The 17,725-nt window shown below is 54.2% G+C and carries 17 protein-coding genes; 11 read left to right on the top strand and 6 right to left on the bottom strand.

The window, feature by feature from the left end; translation table 11 throughout:
• The 6 genes from YA0848_RS24095 to YA0848_RS24070 all read right to left on the bottom strand — a co-directional run.
• The coding region (locus YA0848_RS24095) for a hypothetical protein (protein ID WP_198731443.1) at positions 1-607 on the bottom strand (607 nt) is incomplete at its 3' end.
• On the bottom strand, positions 600-992 hold the full coding sequence (locus YA0848_RS24090) for a hypothetical protein (protein WP_198731442.1): 393 nt from the start codon (positions 990-992) through the stop codon (positions 600-602). The genes YA0848_RS24095 and YA0848_RS24090, both read right to left, overlap by 8 nt.
• A gap of 13 nt (positions 993-1,005) precedes the next feature.
• Positions 1,006-1,740: a hypothetical protein gene (locus YA0848_RS24085; RefSeq protein WP_143481286.1), complete on the bottom strand. Its 735-nt coding sequence runs from the start codon at positions 1,738-1,740 to the stop codon at positions 1,006-1,008.
• Between the two features lie 5 nt (positions 1,741-1,745).
• A complete protein-coding gene (locus tag YA0848_RS24080) occupies positions 1,746-1,940 on the bottom strand; it encodes a hypothetical protein (RefSeq protein WP_065327860.1) in 195 nt (64 codons plus the stop codon).
• Positions 1,937-2,329, bottom strand: a complete 393-nt coding sequence (locus YA0848_RS24075; RefSeq protein WP_065085842.1) for a hypothetical protein — start codon at positions 2,327-2,329, stop codon at positions 1,937-1,939. Before YA0848_RS24075 ends, YA0848_RS24080 begins: the two co-directional genes overlap by 4 nt.
• 19 nt (positions 2,330-2,348) lie before the next feature.
• Positions 2,349-3,806, bottom strand: coding sequence for an AAA family ATPase (locus YA0848_RS24070; protein WP_065085843.1), 1,458 nt, complete (start codon positions 3,804-3,806; stop codon positions 2,349-2,351).
• A 1,289-nt stretch (positions 3,807-5,095) separates the two neighbouring features.
• Between YA0848_RS24070 and YA0848_RS24065 the strand changes: the two genes are divergently transcribed.
• From YA0848_RS24065 to YA0848_RS24015, 11 genes are all read left to right on the top strand, one after another.
• Positions 5,096-6,232: a merozoite surface protein 3b gene (locus YA0848_RS24065; RefSeq protein WP_065085844.1), complete on the top strand. Its 1,137-nt coding sequence runs from the start codon at positions 5,096-5,098 to the stop codon at positions 6,230-6,232.
• Positions 6,233-7,669, top strand: a complete 1,437-nt coding sequence (locus YA0848_RS24060; protein ID WP_065085845.1) for a DUF6384 family protein — start codon at positions 6,233-6,235, stop codon at positions 7,667-7,669. It begins immediately after the preceding gene.
• Positions 7,670-7,673: 4 nt separating this feature from the next.
• On the top strand, positions 7,674-9,002 hold the full coding sequence (locus YA0848_RS24055; protein WP_065085846.1) for a hypothetical protein: 1,329 nt from the start codon (positions 7,674-7,676) through the stop codon (positions 9,000-9,002).
• Between the two features lie 51 nt (positions 9,003-9,053).
• Positions 9,054-9,317: a hypothetical protein gene (locus tag YA0848_RS24050; RefSeq protein WP_065085847.1), complete on the top strand. Its 264-nt coding sequence runs from the start codon at positions 9,054-9,056 to the stop codon at positions 9,315-9,317.
• A gap of 179 nt (positions 9,318-9,496) precedes the next feature.
• A complete protein-coding gene (locus tag YA0848_RS24045; protein ID WP_198731441.1) occupies positions 9,497-9,751 on the top strand; it encodes a hypothetical protein in 255 nt (84 codons plus the stop codon).
• 512 nt (positions 9,752-10,263) lie between these two features.
• The gene (locus tag YA0848_RS24040; RefSeq protein WP_038409882.1) at positions 10,264-11,568 is read left to right on the top strand and encodes an IS1380-like element ISPa33 family transposase; all 1,305 of its coding nucleotides are present in this window, start codon (positions 10,264-10,266) and stop codon (positions 11,566-11,568) included.
• Between the two features lie 370 nt (positions 11,569-11,938).
• Positions 11,939-13,762: an Ig-like domain-containing protein gene (locus tag YA0848_RS24035; RefSeq protein WP_141678515.1), complete on the top strand. Its 1,824-nt coding sequence runs from the start codon at positions 11,939-11,941 to the stop codon at positions 13,760-13,762.
• A 126-nt stretch (positions 13,763-13,888) separates the two neighbouring features.
• A complete protein-coding gene (locus YA0848_RS24030) occupies positions 13,889-14,563 on the top strand; it encodes a hypothetical protein (RefSeq protein ID WP_083196210.1) in 675 nt (224 codons plus the stop codon).
• A 1,122-nt stretch (positions 14,564-15,685) separates the two neighbouring features.
• Positions 15,686-16,111 (top strand): hypothetical protein, encoded by a 426-nt coding sequence (locus tag YA0848_RS24025; RefSeq protein ID WP_198731440.1) that lies wholly within the window; start codon positions 15,686-15,688, stop codon positions 16,109-16,111.
• A gap of 3 nt (positions 16,112-16,114) precedes the next feature.
• Entirely contained in the window at positions 16,115-16,585 is a 471-nt protein-coding gene (locus YA0848_RS24020; protein WP_083196211.1) for a cysteine peptidase family C39 domain-containing protein, read from the top strand.
• Between the two features lie 81 nt (positions 16,586-16,666).
• Positions 16,667-17,644 carry a restriction endonuclease gene (locus YA0848_RS24015; protein WP_065085852.1) on the top strand — a complete coding sequence of 326 codons (978 nt, stop codon included), beginning with the start codon at positions 16,667-16,669 and terminating at the stop codon, positions 17,642-17,644.
• Positions 17,645-17,725 lie beyond the last annotated feature (81 nt).

The raw sequence follows: 17,725 nt of genomic DNA, 5'->3' as shown, positions 1-17,725 counted from the left end.
TCAGTTTTTGCCGCCGCCCTGCTATAACGATAACCAGTCCGCTACCAAGTGATAACGGACCGAACAAGGGATAGGCTAAGGAGAGGAAGGCAAAGCCAAGTACTACTATGATGGCGAGTAAATAGACAAAACCTGGAACGTCTTTTTCTTTCTTCTCTACCTCAGGCGTCTTCTCCGACTCACCCGCAAGGGACACATCTGCATTTGCGCCAGGCCTCTCAACAAGGGAGTAAGTCACGACTAAACCACGAGATGGTTTTTCATGCGTTCGAATAACATTGCCCTGATAGCGCTTTAGGCTCATACCATTCATTACTACTAGTGCGTCCGCCAATGGAATAGCTTTCCCATCACGCATCGAGCCAATGAAACCCGAAATACCTCCGACACTAACGCGGCACTTAGCCTCGCTCTCAGACCCGCCATAGCGCCTGAAAACGCCCTCACAATATTCAACGCCATGAGAAGTGTCCCGCCACTGATTAGGTTGGAGGCTAATTTCACGGACTCGTTCGGGCTGACGATCCTCAGATGCTGTTACCGGTGTGATTAGCCAACCACACAGAAAAACAAAGAAAATTGTGCGGCGCAGACAGATATTAAGCATTTGCGCCCTCCACATTTAGTTTCCCTTGCTGGAATATTAACTCTTTTTCGAACCGGATCGCTTCTTGCCGATCATGAAACCTCCCTTTAGATTCAGCATCAACCACCAGAAGCCAAATACACCGCCAACTTCTGGTCCAATCAGAAACAATACCAACCTCGCCGAAGCCAATTCTCAAGATGTAGAAGCAGACCCTCAAACAGAGGTTGTCTGGGATGATCTTTGATACACGTTTTTTTTCGTAGCTCTCGAGGGTTAACCCCTCGAAGTTAACCTCATCGTGAAATCCACAGACGACACCATCTTTTACTACGATTCTACGTGGACACCTCACCGATGCCGCACGTCCATCCAATACGTTTGGCGTCGCTTTTAATGATTTCATGAGGAACAATGTCCTAATCAAGAATGATTTTTCTTTTGGCAATTTCGTGGTTTGGCGACAGGCCGCCTGTTTGCGACCTATCTGAAGCATGAATACTGTTGGCAACCTGCGAAGTCGGCAGATATGTTGGAATAGGAATATGACTCAACGCACTAGGAGTAACGGGGGCTGTATTCCCAACCACACGCTGCACCGACGTGCTCTTGAAGGACCAGATCACATATACAGACGCTAGTGCGAGAACGACTGCCCAGAACCCAACCCAGTCCCAGAAATTAATGATTGGGGCATCACTACTGTTTCCTTTGAAATCAATACCGAAGCCGGTCGGTAATTTCTCACTCAGATCAGAAGGCTTTGCAGTATCTACCCTGTAGTAGACTTTAAGTGAACGACCTTGCACCTGTGCGTCTATTAACTTGGCCTGAGGATTAACAGCTGCTATCGCCTCAGACAGCGGAAGAACTGGGGCGCTTTCTTTAGCCCCCAACACACCCATCATGCCCTCCGATTCAACCCTGCATTTTCCCCGACTAAACTGGCCTCCACAGATCACAATCCCCGTACCATCTTTAGTAGATGATGGTGCCCATTTGTTTTGGCCGTAGGTTTCTACCTTTTCTCCATCAAGGAGGATGCGAGCAGGCTGAATTTCAGCCGGCTTTACCCCATACGGCCCCCCTAGGGATAACCCAGGTAGAGTCGCCACTGCTAGCCCGCACAGAAGGAGAATTCCCCTACGGCTCATAAGCATCACCAGTTGCTTTCTACAGTTTGCTGCTGATCACCTGCAGTAACAAACCCATGTTCAGGCTTCAATTCCTTCTCTTCAACGACAAGCCCCTCAGGACGAATACGATCGTCCAGGGCTTCACATGCCTTTCCCACGAAACCGGTGTAATCCGCGCTGATCTTCCCTTCGTGGATTCTGATCGTCACACTTTTCAAAATGACTTCTCCTCTGCAAATACGTTAAGGCTACCATCAGCCAGTTGCGTGACTGTCACATTGAAGCCATCACTTTCCAGTTGCTTCTGGTAGTGGAAAGCAATGTAGGCATCCTGGATCTTGGACGCCGCGGCCTTTGTCCACTCCCCGTAGCTTCCCCAGTCTTCTTGAAACTGGCTCCACACCCCACTCTCTAGGTTGTAACCAATCCGCTTGTGTGTATCACTCTTATCAACCAGCACCAAACTGTATTTCTCGGAGGTGAAACCTACACCTACCCGGTACAGCCGCTCGTCCACATAAACATTGCCAACTACTTGCAACGCTTTGATGAGGACATCTTTGTCCTGGTAAGCAACGGAAACTCTGCCTTTAACGATGTGGCTCATCTTGGTACTCCCTCAGTTCTTAAACGCTAATTCGACGGCCTGCTTGAGGGGTCTCTTCCTCATAGCGGTTCGCTGGATAGAAGCCGTTATTTCGCAGCTCTCGAATGCGATTGATGTCTTCCTTTCTCGTCTCGCTTGTTGGTGTGATCTGCTGCAGTGCCTCGACCAGAATCCCTTGGTTAATCTGCTGATCTTTAGCATTTGCCAAATACAGAGCGTCAATTACAGCTTGCTCGATTTCGGCGCCTGTATACCCCTCGCTCATCCGTACCAGCATGGGCACATCAAACTCATCCACGGCAGCCTGATTCTTCCTCAGATGAATCCCAAAGATCGCACTTCTTTCAGCCTGGGACGGTAGGTCGATAAAAAAGGAACGATCCCATCGGCCAGCCCGCATAAGCTCAGGCGGCAGTGCGCTGACACGGTTGGCAGTACCAACAATGAAGATCTTCTTCTTTCGCTCCTGAAGCCAACTCAAGAATTTCCCCAGCAGCCGTTTGGAAACCTCGTGCTCACCTTCACCGGTTCCAAAAGCCTTCTCCATTTCATCGATCAATACGACTACAGGAGATATCTGCTCGATGGTGTGCAGCGCACGGGAAAACTTAGCCTCAGTTTCACCGAGGAATTTTGAATAAAACCGAGACATATCAAGGCTTACAAGAGCGGTGCCAAATACATCAGCGGCAGCTTTTGCGGCAAGTGATTTACCGCCTCCAGGAACGCCCACCAACAGAAGTCCTTTCACCGGAAGATCTCGATCCCAGCCGGCTTTTCGAATGTCCAAGAACTCTTTGAGGTTTTCCAGACCACCAACACTTCCGATTGGTACAGACTCCAGAACATCCAGCCCTACATCGCGCAGAATGTGGTTCTTCTCGCGCCGAATCTCGCCCAGGTAATCCTGGTTTTTGTACTTGAGGTATGCAATGTAGTTAAAGACGTTTTTCATCTGGGTGTAGCTAAGCCCGCGGGCATGATTAGCGATCACCACCCGTTCGGTCGCATGGAAAAGCTCCCCAGAGCTTGGGATATTTGCTTCGCACTCCTTTAGGAGGTTTGTAATTTCTTCCTGCTCCATTGGCGGAAGATCAAGGTGATATACAAATTCTTCGTTGACGTCATCGCGTCCTGCAATGATGTAATTTATTCCGTGTCTCTCCAGCTCTTCAATTGAGGCTTTAAGCGCCGGGATAGCTTCAGGGTTAACCTTTGCCCGATCGAAGAAGAACCGATCAAGAACTACAACACCATTAAGGTCGTCTCCGCTCGCTTTACCGGCCAGTTCCGTAAAGAAATTCGGCGAAGGGAGCGCTTTGAACTCCATCAGCTTAAAGCCTTTTTTCAGCCGCTTTGCCGAATCACGTACAGCGCTTTCTGCTCGAGACAGCTCAAACGTATTGATACTGATCACGGGAAATGAGAGGCGGATCGGGATGTCGAGGCTGTCATAGGAGGGGATCGAGTTGCTCATGAATTTGTCCTCAAGCGATTTCCGAGAGGGCACAAAGCCCAGGGATGTCTCATTGTTCTTTTTTTGGGGCTCGCGAGGGAGCTCATCTGCCCCTTACGAGGTAGCCAATTGAGAGGCGAAGTACCTTCGTTGCGCCGGAATTGGTCAGTCCAAGACCACCTTTCGGTAACCCGGCCTGCGAGGCTCAATCGGCTCTGGCTCTAGCTGGAGGGGAGGCGAAGAAGCCTGGCCAATAACCTGCTCGAGGTGAGGTACAGGCTGGGGCCGCTGACTGGATGAATGCTGAGAGCTTGTACTCACCATGCGGGAAGATGAAGGTGCTGGACCGGAGCTCCACACTAGCCATGAGACCAGCACTCCCAGAGTCCCTAGCGGAACCAACCAGGTCAGGAAGCTCGCAATCTGTTCGATTGCGCTGCCTGGCTCTTCAGGTATCGATCCTGCATTGGGGAAAGCTCCGCCATAGGAAATGCCACTCCCGCTTGGCAGCGAGGACGTCGTGGCCTTTGATGCAGGATCAATCGTGAAGATGAGTCGGAGGTACCTCTTCTCTCGCTCAATTTCTACGAGCTTGGCTTTCGGATCCGCGGCCGTCACAGCTTCGGCTGGGGACACGAATGGGATGGTGCGGCTTGCGGATAGAAAACCGCCAACCTCGCATTCGCCACCCCTTGTGATAGCCCCGCCACAGATATCGAATCCTGTCCCATCATCAGAAACTTTCCACTGTTTGATTGGCAGCAGAAGGCGTTTTTCTCCTGGTAAAAGCTGGCGGAACTGCGACATATACCGGCGCACGTCTGTGATTTTTACCGGAGCTTGCGGCCCAGGAGCACTTTCCTGAGATGTAGTCTCAGCCGAGGCCCTCACCCCTGAAGCGGCTGGCCCTGCATTTGCCTCCACATAAGTGCTAGTCGCGACTGCGAACCCGATAACGGTTGCAGCTACGGCCCATATGTTCTTCATGCCCGAAAGTCCTTTGCAAATGATCTTCCGCCTGCGGGTGTTGGTGGGTCGGAGCTCTGCGGAAGCCGCGCCATCCTGCAGGACATCTCGAAACAGTCTCTTCTATATCGCGCCTGGCTCGGGGGCGAATCCGGCCCGGTAGCGGGGGCAAATACCTGCTGCCTACAGACCCATTTCTCTCAATTGGTCGCTGCGGGCGTACAGACCATCAATTGGCCCCACTGCGGGGCGCTAATGCGGGACTTGCATATTCCAACTCTATGGGAGGATCAGGGTGCACTGAAAAGTCGCCTTCCCTAACCACGTCATCCCAAGGGTTTCGAATGAACTACCTCGATCGCGCTGTAAGCACGCTTCGCACTGTTGGCATTCTCTTCCAGCCTGAAGTCCAAGAAGCACCGGTGCTTAAGCTGTTGGACAAAGTCGCCAAGTACGACCTCAACAAGGTCGCATCTATCGCCGCAACTCTGCAGCAATCCTCTGCCTTCAACGCGGTCATCCGCGAGAAAATCCAGGGGATGGAGATTTCCACTCGCTTCGCAGAAATCACCACCAGCTTCAACTCCATTCGCGACGACGCTGCCGAAATGGCGCTGTGGATGGCCGACGGCAAGCTGGACTTCACCGAAAAGCTGAAGCTCAACTGGATGAAGCTCAGCCGTGGTTCGATTCCAGACCGCTTCAACAAAATCCACCAGTCGTATCTGGAGGTCGTGAAGTCCTGTGGGGAACAGCTTGAGATCGAAGCCGCTATCCTGGGCGCCTACCAAGATTTCCGTATGGCGCTGAAAAGTGCAGAAGTTGAGGCACAGCAGGTTCTTTCGGCTGCTACTGATGCCCTCAATCAGCGCAAAGCTGACCTGGAAGCCGCAAGTGCAGCGGTAGCAGACGCCACTGGGGATGACCAAGCTGCACGTAGCGCTCTTGAGTTGAAGCGTGATGAAGCCCTTCGTGCAGTGCAGCAGGAAGACGAGTCCTACCAGATCATCAAGGACATCGCGGATGACTTGAAGGTTGGCTACAACACCGCAGAAGTCGTCTTCGCTCGCCTCCAGCAGGCACAGACAGTCAAAGAGCGCCTCCGCCAGCGCTCCATTTCCTTCTTCAGTACAAACGAAACTGTTTTCTCGGGGCTGGCCGCGGCCTTCACCTCGAACAGCGGTCTAGCTGAGGCCACCAATACCCTGGAGGCAATGAAGGACGGAATGGGCAAGTCCCTTGAGGCCCTAGCCACCACTGGTACCGACCAACTCAACCAGGCCTTGCGATCGGGCTATGGCTCCACGCTGAAGGTAGAGTCTGTGAAGGCACTGGCAGATGCCGTTGTCGCCTTCCAGGAAAGCAGCCTCAGCCTCATCGACGAGCTTCGGAAGGAGTCGACCGCTGCAGCAAACGAGATCGCCGATGCAACTGAGACCGCAAAGCGCCGCTTCACAGCACTGGTAGCCAAGGGGCAGTAAATGGGCAGCATCACTCTCTCCGAACAAATGGGAGCAATGGGGGTCGTGGATGAACTGCGACATCGCCAGCTGCTTGTGCAAGACCTTCTGAATCTCCCAGAACGCCGCGCAGAAGTCGTGCGCCGGCTGAGCGACTACTACCAGAGCAAAAACATCGAGGTAAGCAGCGACGTTCTGGATAAGGGCGTCAAAGAGTACTTCTCCAAGCGTCTGATGTTTGATGCCCCGAAGCTCGGTATGTTCTCGCGGACTTGGGCAGCACTTGTCATATCGCGTCGCGTATGGGTGCCAAGGGCGATCTTGGGATGCCTCTTTTGTGTTGTGAGCTTCAGTCTGGGGTCGTATGCATTCAAAACGCACCAGGAGGGTGTGGTAGCTTCCCTTTTCGATACTGCGTCAACTCTTAAGAGCAGCAGCGCAGACCTCACTCTTGAGATCCTGGATGTCCAAGTAAGGATCACCAGGCTGGCAAGCTCGCTGGCCGAAGCGAAGCTCCCAGCTGCCAACCGCATGCTGCTCAGAGCTCGTGCATCAGCAGCCGAGGCTGAACAGCTGAATGTAATTGAGCCTCTCAAGAGCATTAGCTACGAATCCCGGCAAGAGAACCAGCAAACGCTCGATTCCCAATCGGCACGTCTAGACAAGGCGTACAACCGAATCAACTCTGCCAAAGAAGACCTCAACTCTGCGATCGCGCTCATTAGCGCAAACGAAGACCTCTCAACGACAGTTGCTGGTTCCGACTATCAGTCGATGAAGGGTCGTTACCCAACGCTTCCCAAGGCCGCGGCTGAAGCAGAACGACTGATCAATCAAGCAAGCACGGAGTCGGACCTCCAAGCAGCTCGGAAAGCTGTAGCTGCTCTGACCAGGCTCCTTAGCGACAGCGCGCGTGTACAAGCTACCGAGTCGCACCTTGACCAAGTGATCGCTGATTTCAACGCAATGAAGCTGCGAAGCAAGTCTGATTACGGCCTGGTCAACCTCACTGCTGACAGGGCGAGAGAAGCTATCAAAGGGCTTGATATCCGCGGTGCCGAGAGCGTCATTGATGAGCTTGAGGCAATGAAGTCCTACGCACTTACCCCTTTCCAGCTGCGAATTGTCGATCGGACCGGGATCAAATCTGGGGCTGAGCGAATTCAGAACGGCGCCTCTTCCGGACAGGGAAAGGCTTGGTACTTGATAGTCGAGGCAGTCGATCCAACTGGCCGCGTCGTGCCTTTGAAGATCACCAGCTCAGAAAGCGGGCAGACCCGCGAGGTGAAGTATTTTGGCCTCCGCGTGCCTTCGGATGAGTACCAACGAGTCAAGGCCGACAAGCAGGCTGATGGAAAGGTTGACCAGAGGGACATGGGCTCAAAGGCAGACCGAACCTTCGAGATCAGCTACAGCGATCGCGCCCACCCGTCTCACAACATGATCCTGGAATGGTGACCCAATGAAGGCAAGTACAGTTATTCAGCGGGTTCAGGACAACACCCGCAAATTCGAAAGCACCTTCCGTGCTTCTGATAGAGCACTGACCCAGGCGACTTCCGATGAGTTGAAGTTGGAGCAACAGATCCTTGATCAGCTCAGCAAAATCGCCGCGATTCAACTCGGTGACAGCAATCTGCTGAACCACGAGGTTAGAACCACATTGGCTACCCGGCAGAGTGCAATCGTGCATCTGCAAGAGAATCTCGCCCGTGTTGAAGCTGAGATAGGCCAAACCATCTCCACTCACCAGGCTCTTAAAAACAAATCCGACGATATCGAGGGCGAGATGCTTAAGGCGCTGGGCGCCGATGAAGCTTTTCGTGCCGCGGTGAACGCTCGTGACGACGCTCAATTGGCTGCGACCTTGGGGACCCCCTCGTACGCTGAGATCAAGGCCGAAGTTGAGCACAAGCTTCCAGCCTTCAGATCCAGCAAGCTATTCCTCTACCTGGAGCGTCAACGCTTCGGTACGCAAGAATACGCGGGCAGCAAGGTTTCTCTTTTCCTCGATCGCTGGGTAGCTGGCCGCATCAACTATCTCCGCAACAAGTCCAATTACGACACTCTTCTCGCCCTGGCCACCGCTAACCAGCAGCAAATGGACGACCTCATTTCTGAAGTCCAAGCTCGTGAAACGGAGGTAGCTAAGCAGCGCCAGGATGCAGCCGAACGCTTCAAGTTGGTCGACCTCGAAAAAGAGATTGAAACCAAAGAGCAGCTGATCGCCGACCTTAAAGAGAAGGCAAACTCCATCCACCAGCAGCTCGATCAGTTCTCTGCTAAAACGGACGTCTACCACCGTAAAGCACACGACCTCATGGTCGGCGCACTACAACAGAAGTCCATTTCCGAGCTGGTAGAGCTTTGCCGGAAAACTGAGAACCCAGCTGATGACGCCTACGCTATCAGCGCCCGAAATCTGTATGAGGAACTACGGAAGGTTCGTGACGCTATACCTAAGCTGCGAGAAGAGCGCGAGGCTCAATCTCGGCAGTACGAGCGTGCTAAAGACATCGAAAGGAAACTCAAAACCTCGAGTTACAACAGCTCGAAATATCGGTATTCCGACTCACTGGACCTCGACAGCCTCCTGATCGGCTACATGGCAGGCAGTTTGTCGTCGAGCTCTGTGACAAGCAAAGTCGAAAGTTCTGCCAGCCGTATCCCTGACGAAGATACTTTTGGCGGAGGCGGTTTCAGCTCTGGCTCTTCGGGTTTCGGTGGTGGCGGATTCTCTAGCTCGAGCAGTTTCGGCGGCGGTGGCTTCTCAACCTCCGATAGTTTCTAAGGCCCTGAACCATAGCCGCCGGTTCGCCGGCGGCACTTTTGCGAGACCACAATGATCAAACTGATCGAATTCCTGTCACGCTCCATGTGCGTGATCCTTTTCTCGGCGCTGTTGTCCGTCTCCTGGCTATACCAGGAGGAAATCGGTTTCTTCCTAGGTCTGTCGGAATCCCCAATCCTGAATCGCCTTGCCCAGCTTCTGCTAGTGGCAGCGATCGCGTTGTCTGCAGGTGCCCTCCTCAACTGGTTGCTTGGACGGCTGCTATGGCGCCTAGAGCGCCGCCGCGCAATAAAACTGTCGCCGCCTACTCACTAACCCGAACACAAGCCGCGGCTAGCCAGGCCTCTTCTTTAAACACCACGACCAGGTTCGCCTCCTCACTCAAAGCAAGTCTCGTGTGAGGCGGCGGGCCATCCCCTTCTCTGGGCCCAATTGCCAGCCTCCTATATCCCATTGGCGTGAGAATCGTCCTATACGGATGGGAGCCCTTGGCGATGAATTTGATTCGAGTGATGGAAGGGGTAGGCGCCGTGGCGGGGATTATTGGTGCCGCGCTGATTGCATCAAATACCCCGGTGTCCAGCTACGGCTGGGTGGGGTTTTCGATCAGCAGCGTCCTGCTTTCAGGATTTGCGATTCACATCCGCGCGTGGTGGATGTTATCGATGCAGGTTTGTTTCAGTATCACCAACATGGTCGGCCTATGGCGCTGGCTTATCGAGCCAGCGCTAACCGCTGGAGTCCATTAGCCTGACGTCCGAGGAATTCTTCCTGCTGCAGCTTCTTGCGCTTAGCACGCTCCAGGAATCTCGTAAGCCAATCATGACCTGGGTCCAGGACATCAGCAGGCAGGCCTTGCACCTTTTCTGCGTAGTAGAAACGCCCCTCCTTAGCAGATACGGCCGTTACCGGATCCTCTCCGTGTGCGCAAAGTACTCTGATTGAAAGCCCTTCTACGGTGAATTGAGGCCCCTTCTCCCAGCTTTCCATTTTCAGCTCCCTTGAAGTAACCAGCGGAGAACTCACTCCCGCCCTTCCCTCTATCTTCACGCCCTGTGTTGTACGCATAAGCCGTATTCGTCCCTATCGGTGGGTCAAACCTCTCCATGCACTCTGCCACCGAATAGGAAACCGCAAGCTCCCGCGGCTGCTGACGCACCACTTAACCCGGATTTCTCATGACCGCATAAACAAAAACGGCTGAAAGCCTTATGATTCTTGTCGCCAAACAAAGCCCCATAAGTCTTCAGCCGCGCACAAAATGCTACCAGAAAAACTCCACTTTTCACCCCTCTCTCGCCGCCTCGTCGAGGCCTCTTTCACCGGTGGTCACATCACCTCGGATGCGGGCTTGTTGCTGCTGCGCGAGGTCGACCAGCAACATGGCTTGACCCGCCGCCTGGCCAAAATCGTTCCCGATCGGCGTGATCCTGGGCGTGTCCAGCACGGACTGCAGACACTGCTCGCCCAGCGTATCTATGCACTGGCCGCCGGCTACGAGGATCTCAACGATCATGACGGCCTGCGCCATGACTACGCGCTGCAGACTGCGGTCAACCGCCTGCAACCGCTGGCCGGCAAATCCACTCTGGGGCGCCTGGAACAGCAAGCCGATCGCGAAACGGTGGTGCAAGCCCATCGCCTGCTGTGGGAGCACTTCATCGCCCAGCATGACCAGGCGCCGGCTGAGATCGTGCTCGACTTCGATGCGACCGATGTGCCGGTGCATGGTGATCAGGAAGGGCGCTTCTTCCATGGCTATTACGACCATTACTGCTTCCTGCCGCTCTATGTGTTCTGTGGTCGCCATCTGCTGGTGAGCTATTTGCGCCCGAGCAACATCGATGGCGCCCGACACAGTTGGGCCATCCTGGCACTGCTGGTCAAGTTCATTCGCCGCTTCTGGCCAGAGACCCGCATCGTGTTCCGCGGTGACGGCGGTTTTTGCCGACATCGCATGCTCGACTGGTGTGACCGCAAGCAGGTGGATTATGTGGTGGGTCTGGCCCGCAACACCCGCCTGCAGCGGATGGCGGCGCCGGCCATGCAAGCGGTCGCCGAGGCCTACCAAGAAACCGGGCAGAAGATGTCCGGCGTGTATCGCTTCCTCTATCAGGCCGGTAGTTGGCGTAGGCGCCGCCTGGTCGTGTCGCGCCTGGAACATGGCGAGCAGGGTGCCAATCCACGCTTCATCGTCGTGTCCCGCTTTGCCGAGGATGCTGCCCAGCAGTACTACGAAGACTACTGCGGCCGTGGCGACATGGAGAATCGGATCAAGGACCAACAGTTGGATCTGTTCGCCGACCGCACCTCCAGCCCACGCTGGTGGACCAACCAGTGGCGGCTGATGCTGTCGGCCTTTGCCTATGTGCTGTTCGAACGGCTACGCGATCATCTCCAGGGCACCGCATTGGCGCGCATGAGCATCCATAACCTGCGCTTGAAACTGCTCAAGATCGGTGCGGTGATCATTCGCAACAGCCGGCGCATCCGCGTGCTGATCAGCGAGGCCTATCCGCATCAGGAACTCTTTGCGGGGCTGGTTGCCCGCCTCAAGCCGACCTGAACAGGCGGGCGCCCCCGGCCCGGCTCAATGGGGGAAAGGGGGCAGTGCGCCCCATACGCGGGAATTGAATAAAAAACGATCAATTTTTAGCGGTGGAAGGCAGGTTGTTGATACGCCGAGGCTTCACCGGCCACGCCTGCCGGCCTCATGAGAAATCCGGGTTAATACATTTTTGCCTGGAACTGGCCCAGTCACAGGGGCGAATAGATGCATTTTTGCATGTCCCACTTGAGAAGATCCAAGCGTTGAAGAAGCGCTTCTGCCGGTCAGACCTCTCTCCTCGATGCCCAAGACAGCGATCCCAAATTCACTCGCCCTGCATCGATCAGACAATCAACGACACCCCACATGCTTTTCACCGAGGTGCCAAATGAAAACAACCCGCAAAATGTCGACGGTCGTCAGGTCGACTGTGCTAAAGGCCCTTATGGTCATTGTTGCTGTAGTGCTTGGTAACCAAGCATTTGCGGCAGCGCCGTATTCGACCGTCGGGTACGACGTTAATGTCAACATTTACCGGTTCCAAGAGACGATGGATAACATCGAACTCATGTTTAAGGATCCTGATGGTGGCAAAGTCCAGACCGTCGAGATTATTTCTCAGCCTAGCATTGGTATTGTTGAGGCTAACTTCGGCGCAATATTTTTTAGACCGAAGGTACTGGGAGCCAGCGGGGTAACCACATACCAGCTCAGGGGCGTCGATCAGAATGGAGAGAAATCTCCGATTGTCAGATTCAATGTAACCATTGCAAATGCATTAAACCCTGCTGGCCATCCTAAAGCCGGCAATGTGTTCATTTACACCCAGAAGAACACTCAAGGATTAGGGGGCGCGGTATGTACCAATGGGTTCACTACAAATCTAAATGCACCTCCGGCGACTCAGCCGCAACACGGCACAGCCGCTTTCTGGGGCATGGCCATGGTCTACAACCCAACAACTGGCTATACCGGCGCAGATTCTTATCAGTACTACTGCATTAACGGTGATGCGAATTATCCGAATACCGCATCAACTACAACAGCCACAGCATCGATCTACGTCGCCCCGAATATCTCCATTGATACAAACGAAAATGCTGCAAAATCGGTAAGCCTTGGCCCGACTTCCGGCTATACCTATGTCGTCACTGCTCAGTCTCCAAATGGCACAGCTACTATCAGCGGCGGCACACTCACGTTCACACCTAAAGCGAACTGGTTTGGCACCACAACAGTTAAATATCGTGCTAACTACCAAAGCGGCGGTGCTTCTGCAGACTACACGGTCCCAATTACCGTAAAGTCGATGGAGTCCCCTCCCGTTGCGCATGACTTCAGCCGCACCCTTTACAAGAACCAGAGTTTTACCTTCTGGCCATCTGACGTCGCTTATTCACCAGACGGCAACAGCATCGTGGGCTGGGAGCTGGTGAGCTCGTCAGTTGCTGGCTATCCAGGTACGCAAGACTGGTTCCTCTGGACCCCGCCGTACGACTTTACAGGCCCCGTCTCAATCCAGTATCGGGTAAAGGACAGCACGGGTAAGGTCTCTAACATTGCTACCGCAAGCATTACAGTGAGCAGCCAGTTAGCCCCCGAGCCCTATCCAGTAGCTAAGGATCTGTACCTGTACATACCCGCAGATACTGAGTACACCACGATTTTCTTTGACACCACTAACACTGCAGATCTTTTCGGCCCAGCAGCCATGTTCGATGTAGTTGGTGGGGCCGCTGTTCCATATGGTGGCGTTGCACTATTCAAACCAAACCCTGGATGGACGGGCAAAGCGTCTTTCAGGTCTCACCTCAGACAACTAACCTCTCCGTTCCTAACCACAATGGCTAAGGTGTACATCGAAGTCATACAGCCTCCCTCCGTAGATACGAAAGAAGACACCCAGACAACCGTTCTTATACCCGGAGCCGGGCCAAACTATAATTTCAGGATCACAAGCAATGTTCCTACTGCCGCCGGAAAAATAAGCATCAGCGGAGATAGGTTCGTGTTCATTCCAGCACCTAACTGGTACGGCACTACAAACTTCAAATATCAAGCCGTTTATGCGAACGGAACATACTCGGCGGAGATAAGTGTTCCTGTAATGGTCGGCAGCATAAATGATGCGCCATCGCTTGTAGCTCCCCCCATAAAGCTTAAGACGATCGAGAACAAGCGGGCCACACTCCGGCTCCGAGTTGCTCAGTAATATGGAATGGGCTGGCCCCGCTAGCCCTTCCCGCTTCCCACCCCCACTGGCGGTTGCGGACCGCCAATTCATTGTTAGCATGTCACCCCAAGGTAGACATCAATCATCAGACAGCTGAGAACGCCAATGCATCCCTTCGCAAATTCAGCCAGCATGCGGTTTGTCACACAGGGCGGTGAAAAAATCGAGACCTCGATCGACTCTCTTGTTACCACCCACATAGTCGGGACAACTGGCAAAGGCCGCTCTGTTTTTTCAGATAGCTTGAAGGCGGAAGCTCGGACCAAGGGCTTCCTGTATGTAGACGTGGAAGCCTTTCGCAAAGCCAATGGCTTCGGCCTCTATCCATTCGAGTACGAACTGGCCCGGCGTTACGCCCACAAGCTCTCTGGGCGCCTTCCTCGGGCCATACAGGCGAGGAAAATCACACTCTCGGCTGAGCTTTCCAGCGGAACCTCACGCCGCCGGGAGCACCTTCAAAAACACCTCGTAACCACCTCGCCCAACGTCACGCTCAATCGCGCCCTCCTTGGCGACGCGGTGGATGAGCTTGAGTCTGTTACCGGCATTCGGCTAACCCAACCCCAAATAGTCGCCTTGATGTGTCCGGCGGGAATCGACAAGAAGATCCAGGAATTTGGTGAGGTGGACACTCAGATCAGAGAGATGCTGGCCAACGCCCTCTCAGAAAAGCTTACGGGGTCCAAATGGCCAACATACGGCGAAGCAGCTGAGGCAACGGATCACCTCCAGCACTTGGAAGCAGCAGCCAAAGAGGCCGGCTACAAGGTAAATTTCTAGGAACCAGAATGCGGCCTTTTGGCCCTAAGATCGCTGAGGCAACGATGCAGAAGAACCGCGTCCAGATTTTGACCACCGCGTCCAACCACGAACAGGTACTAAGCCAGGCGAGAAGCCTCTTGCAGAGAATGCTTCGGGTAAATGGTTCCCAAGCCCCAGCGCCGATCGCCAGTATGGTGCAGGCTCTTCCTCGAGGCGTGGCCATCACCTTCAACCCTGGTGTCATTGACGCTCTCGGAGCAAACCTCTCCCCAGAGGAACTCCTTAGCGCGGCACTTTCTGCTCCCTAATCATCATAAGGTCTGGCTTGGCTCAACCGCCCCTGTTGACGGGGCAGATACCCAGTCCCCTCACGACCTCGCGATGTGAGGATGGCGGTCTCTAGATGGAGCAGAGACGCCATGAGCACCTTACAAAAGCGGTATACAGCATTTCGATTTTCCACACTGACCTGGGCACTCAGGTTCGCTTTCCTGACCACAACTCTCGTCCCAGGCCTTTTACTGGGACTCTTGATCCTGCTTGGAAGCAGCATCGCTCCGGAGCTTGCACCTTCCAAACTGCTGACCGAAGCCACCTCCTACTTGCAGTCACTTGGTAGCCCATCTGCGCAAGGGCGTGTGAAGTCAGAGCAATGCAAAGGCTTTTCCAGCTCCATGCAGCTTGAGGCAGATCAGAGCCTTCTGCCTAGCGTCACATGCTCTGAGTGGGAAACCGTAGAACTATCGCAAGAAGAATTCGCTTCCCTTGCTAGAAGGGCCATGGGGGTCATCTACATCCTGTTCCTCCTCCCGAGCGCAATGTTCGTGCTGGGGACTGGACTCGCGACTCGTCGAAGTCACTCCGGGCCTGGTCACGATGTGGCGCAGCACTGGCAGGACACCAATCACAACCTGATGCCCCAGGCCCGCGGCGAAAAACACCTGGTTGGTCAGCAGACTTTTGAGTACTCCAAAGCAAAGGCTGACCAGTTCGGATTCTATGTCTCGGACGGACAGCAGACACGAAGGGCCGCTGGAAAACCTGACTGGGCACCGCTTGCTCTTACCATGTCAGCGATAAATTCAATTCCTCAGGGCTTCTATGTCCTCGAGGCATTACTAGACGCCTATGACCTCCCACATGACGCCCCCCCAAGCAATCGACTGGCTTTCAGCAAACGAAAGAAGCTTCTGGATTGCGCGCGAAGCCCTTGAAAGACAGTACGACACCTACCGGGCAACAACTGCTGCTACCACACCTATGGAGGCTCGCGGATACACCGGCCTCTCGCCAGTAGAAGCGGCCCACGAATTCAGCCAGGCCTATCAAATGTGCCATCCACGCCGCACTGTTCTTTTCCTGTGTGCAAGCGATGAGCGGATCGCATACCACGAGTCCGGTTTGGTGAAGAGCGCCCGCGAATCGGCTAAGAAACTGTTCGACTCATCGGTTCTTTGGGTCGCGGACCTTTTCGAGGGAAGTGGTTTGCAAGTGGATCGAGACAACATGCTCGTCAAGCTGCCGGGCTACCAGCCTTTGTACCTGTCCACTAGCAACGAGATCTGAACCATGCGCCGCAGATCACTCCACAACCTAAAGGTCGCGACCGTTCAACAAGAAGATACTCACGGCTGTGGTGTTGCATGCCTGGCAATGATTGCTGCCACGAACTACCCCATAGCCAGAAACACCTTCCAGCGCCTGGGATTTGGGGTAAAGAGAGGAAACAAACCCGCTTTCTCGAGCAATTTCTCCGAGTTAATGAGCGGACTTAGGGAGCACGGCATTAGCTGTGAGATGAAGCGTTGGCGGGGCTGGGAGCACCACCCAGAGGATAGCCTTTGCATCTTGAAGGTTGCCAATGGGAGAAAGAACTCTTGGCATTGGGTGGTCACAGAGCCCCATTCCGAGTTTCAGGTAGTGATCCATGATCCTGATATTGCGCAATTGAGCTACATGAAGCCCCCGGCCGGAGAATCAGGCTGGCCCTTCGACGCGTTCGAGCCATTTGGATACTTCATCCGGATCCTGCCCGGTTAGCACCGGATAAGGGCGCCAATAGGGCGCCCCTTTTCGATCCGAGTCTCCATCATGCATCAATCAGTTTTTCAGGAGACCCACATGGCCCGCCGCCGCAAAACATCCTTTCTCGATGATCTGCTGAATATTGCTATCAAGATCCCGCTCTGGGCGAATCTGATCATCGCTGGCGTAACGTTTGCGACTCTTCGCTTCTTCGGGGGCGAGGAGTTCCCCGTGATGAAAACCTTCGATGCTGGTCACCTGGCCGACACGCTTGCTATTCATTTTGCAACCATCGCGGCACATATAGGCCAGTTCATCATTCCACCAATCTTCATCCTGGGAGGCGTGATTGGCTGGATCCAAAGAAAAGCACGCGCTCGTAGGTTCAACAAGATCGGCTCCGCTCCCCTAACTGGTCAGGCCATTAGAAACCTCAGCTGGGAGCAGTTCGAGCAGATGGTAGGAGAGGCCTTTCGCAGGCGCGGATATTCCGTCTCGGAAACCGCGAAAGGTGCTGACGGGGGCATCGACCTCGTGATGCACAAAGGCGGCGAGTTGTTTCTCGTACAGTGCAAACAATGGAAAGCTCTGAAAGTCAGTGTGCAGGTGGTGCGAGAACTCTATGGCGTGATGTCCGCCAGAGGCGCAGCAGGTGGTTTTGTAGTCACGTCAGGGAATTTCACAGCAGATGCTGTTCGATTCGCCAAAGGCACCAGCATGGAGCTTATTGACGGCTCCGCACTCGCCCAGATGTTTAAGGCTTCGCCCTCAGGTCAGACTGTGGCACACGATAGTATCCCCCTACCCGTCCCTCAATCCCCTCTTGATTCGCCGGCCAGCGCGACCGCCGCTCTCAATGTGCCGAACACGCCGATCTCGATTTATGACGCTGCAAAACTGGTCACCTGCCCAAGGTGCACCGGTGTTATGACGCCTCGGTTCGGTAAGGGGCAAAATGGGGGGATCAAGGACAGGGTGTTCTTTGGCTGCACCTCATTCCCCAAGTGCCGAGGCACCCGAAGAATTGACGAGCTTCCACGCCATGTGACCGTAGAATCTAACTTGCAAATCTGAGCGCCAGTGGAGAATGGCAGGCTTGGTTCATCGCTCAGTACTCGAATGCTGAGCGAAAGTTTCAACGAATGTGAGTGGCCA

Origin of the sequence: Pseudomonas sp. S4_EA_1b, assembly GCF_016307435.1 — a bacterium.
In the GTDB taxonomy this organism is placed as follows: Bacteria; Pseudomonadota; Gammaproteobacteria; order Pseudomonadales; family Pseudomonadaceae; genus Aquipseudomonas; species Aquipseudomonas rhodesiae.
Note: the sequence above shows the minus strand (reverse complement) of the source record. Positions and strands in the feature narration are given on the sequence as shown.